The organism is Xenorhabdus aichiensis (assembly GCF_028598775.1).
Taxonomy (GTDB): domain Bacteria; phylum Pseudomonadota; class Gammaproteobacteria; order Enterobacterales; family Enterobacteriaceae; genus Xenorhabdus; species Xenorhabdus bovienii.
In genome coordinates this window covers 1-3,570 of the sequence record NZ_JAQRFO010000092.1, presented here as the reverse complement: position 1 = coordinate 3,570, position 3,570 = coordinate 1, and the positions used below count along the sequence as shown (strand labels likewise).

General features: G+C 33.5%; 4 protein-coding genes and 3 pseudogenes. 2 read left to right on the top strand and 5 right to left on the bottom strand.

Annotated elements, in window-relative coordinates:
• The 4 genes and pseudogenes from PSI22_RS20845 to PSI22_RS20830 all read right to left on the bottom strand — a co-directional run.
• Positions 1–180: pseudogene (locus PSI22_RS20845) on the bottom strand (hypothetical protein); the annotation flags it as partial.
• Positions 177–581 carry a hypothetical protein gene (locus PSI22_RS20840; RefSeq protein WP_046337396.1) on the bottom strand — a complete coding sequence of 135 codons (405 nt, stop codon included), beginning with the start codon at positions 579–581 and terminating at the stop codon, positions 177–179. The gene PSI22_RS20840 and the pseudogene PSI22_RS20845, both read right to left, overlap by 4 nt.
• Complete coding sequence (locus PSI22_RS20835; protein WP_273581397.1) at positions 578–913, bottom strand: hypothetical protein; 336 nt, start codon at positions 911–913, stop codon at positions 578–580. Before PSI22_RS20835 ends, PSI22_RS20840 begins: the two co-directional genes overlap by 4 nt.
• Before the next feature lie 90 nt (positions 914–1,003).
• Positions 1,004–1,267, bottom strand: coding sequence for a hypothetical protein (locus tag PSI22_RS20830; RefSeq protein WP_273581396.1), 264 nt, complete (start codon positions 1,265–1,267; stop codon positions 1,004–1,006).
• A gap of 409 nt (positions 1,268–1,676) precedes the next feature.
• On the opposite strand from PSI22_RS20830, the pseudogene PSI22_RS20825 reads away from it, so the two are divergent.
• A pseudogene (locus tag PSI22_RS20825) lies at positions 1,677–2,033 on the top strand (DDE-type integrase/transposase/recombinase).
• Positions 2,034–2,040: 7 nt separating this feature from the next.
• A pseudogene (locus tag PSI22_RS21695) lies at positions 2,041–2,124 on the top strand (integrase core domain-containing protein); the annotation flags it as partial.
• Positions 2,125–2,414: 290 nt separating this feature from the next.
• On the opposite strand, the gene PSI22_RS20820 reads toward PSI22_RS21695, so the two are convergent.
• Positions 2,415–3,230 carry an SAM-dependent methyltransferase gene (locus PSI22_RS20820; RefSeq protein ID WP_273581395.1) on the bottom strand — a complete coding sequence of 272 codons (816 nt, stop codon included), beginning with the start codon at positions 3,228–3,230 and terminating at the stop codon, positions 2,415–2,417.
• Positions 3,231–3,570 lie beyond the last annotated feature (340 nt).

Sequence of the window (3,570 nt, the reverse complement as noted above, 5' to 3'; positions counted from 1 at the left end):
ATTACCTCCATGACCCCCATTGCCACTACTTCCTTTTCCTGCATTACCGCCATTACCACCGTCTCCGTGACCTGCTGCATGAACTGTTACTGGAAATATGATTGAAGAGGTGCAAATAAATGTCGAAGTTACCAAAAGAAATAAAGACAATATAGTTGATAATAATGATTTATTTATCATGCTTGTTTCCCTTTGTTGCCACCATTGCCACCATTACCTCCTTTCCCACCAGAAGAGTTATTACCGCTACCACCGTTACCGCCATTACTACCATCACCGCCGGAAGCGTGAGAATCTCCACCGCTATCACCACCTTTTCCTCCATCACCTCCATGAGAATTATTACCTGTTCCTCCGTCGCCTCCATTACCTCCATGACCGCCGATACCACCTTTTCCTCCGTCGCCTCCATTACCTCCATGACCGCCGATACCTCCTTTTCCTCCATCACCTTTATTTGAAACAAGAAGATAGGCATTGATATTGGAAATTTGTTTTGTTAATGGGACGCTTGAAGCATGTGACATTGTTGAAGTAATTAATGGTATGAGAATTAAAAATAATGGTTTTAAATTATTCATAATCCATCAGCTCCTTTACCACCGTTACCACCATTAGCATTGCCACCAGATACACCTGGCGCACCATCACCTCCATCGCCACCGTTACCGCCATCAGGTGCACCGTTACCTCCATTACCACCTGATTGTCCAGAATTTTTTCCGTCCCCGCCTTTGCCTCCATCCTTGCAATGACTGTTAGGTATTCCGTTTTTACCATTTTTGCCGGGTTCTCCATTTAATTTATTGCAGTCGGATGTTTTTACACTGAGTTTATTTTCGGATTCAGCATGTAATGATGAAAAAGGAAAACTTAATATAGATGTAATTATGATAATTGTGCTTAGTTTCATTTTTATTTCTCTCCGTAATATAAAATTTATTTATAAAAACTAAATTAACGTAACTTATCAAATTGACTAATAATTTACGTTGTTGTTTATTTATGCTTTACCATTTCCGTTTCCATTACTATTCCCATTCCCACTTCCATTGTTACCACCATTACCTCCTGGTGAACCGTTACCTCCATTAGCGTCACCAGTGGTAAGTATATAAGGTAATGTTGTATTTTCTTGCTGTATTGATAATGTTTTTATAGGTTGTTTATATGTAGTTTCAACTTCGTTTGCCGCTGATATTGTTGGAATTAATATTAGTGTTGAAGCAGTTATAATTATTCCTGAACTAAGGTGCTTTAATTTCATGATTTTTCCTCAAATACAATTAAATTTAATGTGTTTCCATTATTTGAAAAATAACATGATACGAGATCAATTATATTTTCATGGATAATTTGGCATATTTTTTAAAAATGAATAATAAACTTAACCTAAACAATATTTCAGTTTTTTTATTTATAATTTTTTATGATGTATTTTAGTTTTTTTCTAAAAATGTATTTTTTATCTCATTGTTATTTATTGTTTGTTGTTTTTTTTATTTTTTTTCCAATAAGAGTTATTCATTGAATTTTGTTTGTTTACTGAGCAAAGTGTAGCTAGTTATATCTACATGGAATCGAAAAACATGAAAATGAAGAAATCAGCTTTTATTTGGTTTTGTTGCATTAAAGGAAGATCAGGTAATATGTTGATTTTGCAAAGTGAATTGCCCGTGTCTTTAATTCGAAAAGCCTTCAAACGGTTACACTATCCTATCGAGATCATTGCTCAGTGTGTTCGCGGGTACCTCGCTTATGCTTTGAGTCTGCGCAATCTCGAAGAGATGATGGCAGAGCAAATACCCCAATAATCTCATTGAGCAAGATCATCGAAACATTAAACGTCGGATACGGCCGATGTTAGGCTTTAAGCCCAAACGATTTTAGCGGGGATAGAGCTCGTTTCGATGCTGCGTAAAGGGCAATACTCACCACCAGAAGATAAGATATTATCACCGGCAGAGAAGTTTTATCGATTGGCTGAATTAAAGAGTAACCAACTCCACATTGGCTCAGACTTTCTCTGTTAATGCAACAGAACCGAATGCTTATATCGAACGTTATAACCGAACTGTTCGTTATGACTGGCTGGGACAATATCTATTTTCATCATTGAGTAAATTTCACTTATTAACCGAATCCACCTAGACCGAATATTTTTTATCTACTCTGCGACCAGGCAAGAATAAAACCACTCAAACAAAAAAAGTTACCCCCATAGAACTCGCATTAGAAAATATTTTTCTGTAAATTTCATTTTGAATATTCGTACTGAATATTTTTCAGATGAAATATGATAAAAAAACATCATCAACGCAGCAAAAAACTTTAAATTTGTCAATGAGGGTAACTGATTTTACATATATTATTTTTTATAAAATAGATTTATTAAAAGAAAGACATTTAGTATTCTATTTTTCAGCAACCACAATTAAATAAGTTGAATTATCATTGTATGGAGAACCATCCCAATCCCCATATAATTCGACTTTAGAAAATCCAGCTTCAAGACAAAGTTCTTTAAATTCAATATCAGTATAAATTCTCACATCATAGGGTCTCAAAGAAATCTCTTCATTATTTTCATTTAATAAAGACCATATACCCTCTTCTCTTTTTGTTATATGATTAAATCTTCGTTTTGAAACTAAAGTCCTCCCTGATTGCAATTTTCTTTTTTCTTCCAACGGAATTCTACCATCTCCGAACGCAGGAACTGTTATCATGGTGTGCATAAGGAATTTACCGCCCTCTTTCAATGCGTCATAAAAATTCCTTGCGGCACTAACATTTTCTTCATCGGAAAAAAAGCCAAAAGAATAAAACATATTTATTAGCACATCCACTTGCCTTTCCACTTTGAATGTACGCATATCATCTTTTTTGAAAATTACATCTGCATTCTGTACTTCTGCATGCCTGCGTGCAATAGATAAGTGCTCTTCATTGACATCTATTCCGATAACATTTATACCCTTCTTTCTAAGAGCAACACTGTGCCTTCCATATCCACAGGGACAATCGATAAGATACTGCCCTGATTTAAGACCACATAAATTGATAACTCCGTCAACCTCTTTATTTGTTCTTTGTACTAAATTATTTTCTCCTTCAAAAAAAGTCTGCGTTGAATCATCCGCTTCTTTATATAGTTCCCCAAAGAAACCAGCATCTTCTTCCCACCACAATTTTTCTTTATTACTTTGGGTTACAATAATATCAGACATTACAACCTTCCATTTAAATTATTAATAAGAGGACGGTGATTATTATTAATAATAATATTTTAGTTTGTGATTTAAATCACGCATCTTTATATAGATATATAATTTTTAGTTATAATTAAATAATTATAACCGTACTATTTTAGTTTCATTTTATATTATTTACAAAGGTGGCATAAAAAACAATAATCACCTAAAGAAAACGAAAGTTAATTTTGGATGACTATCGATGAATAAAAAAATTCGCTTTAAAAATATTGAGTAAATATATTACATTAAGGATAGATAATAGATAATAGATAATAGATAATAGATAATAAATAATAAATAATAAATAATAAAT

Bases quoted from the DNA above. Each gene is read 5' to 3' on its own strand.
- PSI22_RS20830 (WP_273581396.1), bottom strand. From the start codon at position 1,267: ATGAAATTAAAGCACCTTAGTTCAGGAATAATTATAACTGCTTCAACA.
- PSI22_RS20835 (WP_273581397.1), bottom strand. From the start codon at position 913: ATGAAACTAAGCACAATTATCATAATTACATCTATATTAAGTTTTCCT.
- PSI22_RS20820 (WP_273581395.1), bottom strand. From the start codon at position 3,230: ATGTCTGATATTATTGTAACCCAAAGTAATAAAGAAAAATTGTGGTGG.
- PSI22_RS20840 (WP_046337396.1), bottom strand. From the start codon at position 581: ATGAATAATTTAAAACCATTATTTTTAATTCTCATACCATTAATTACT.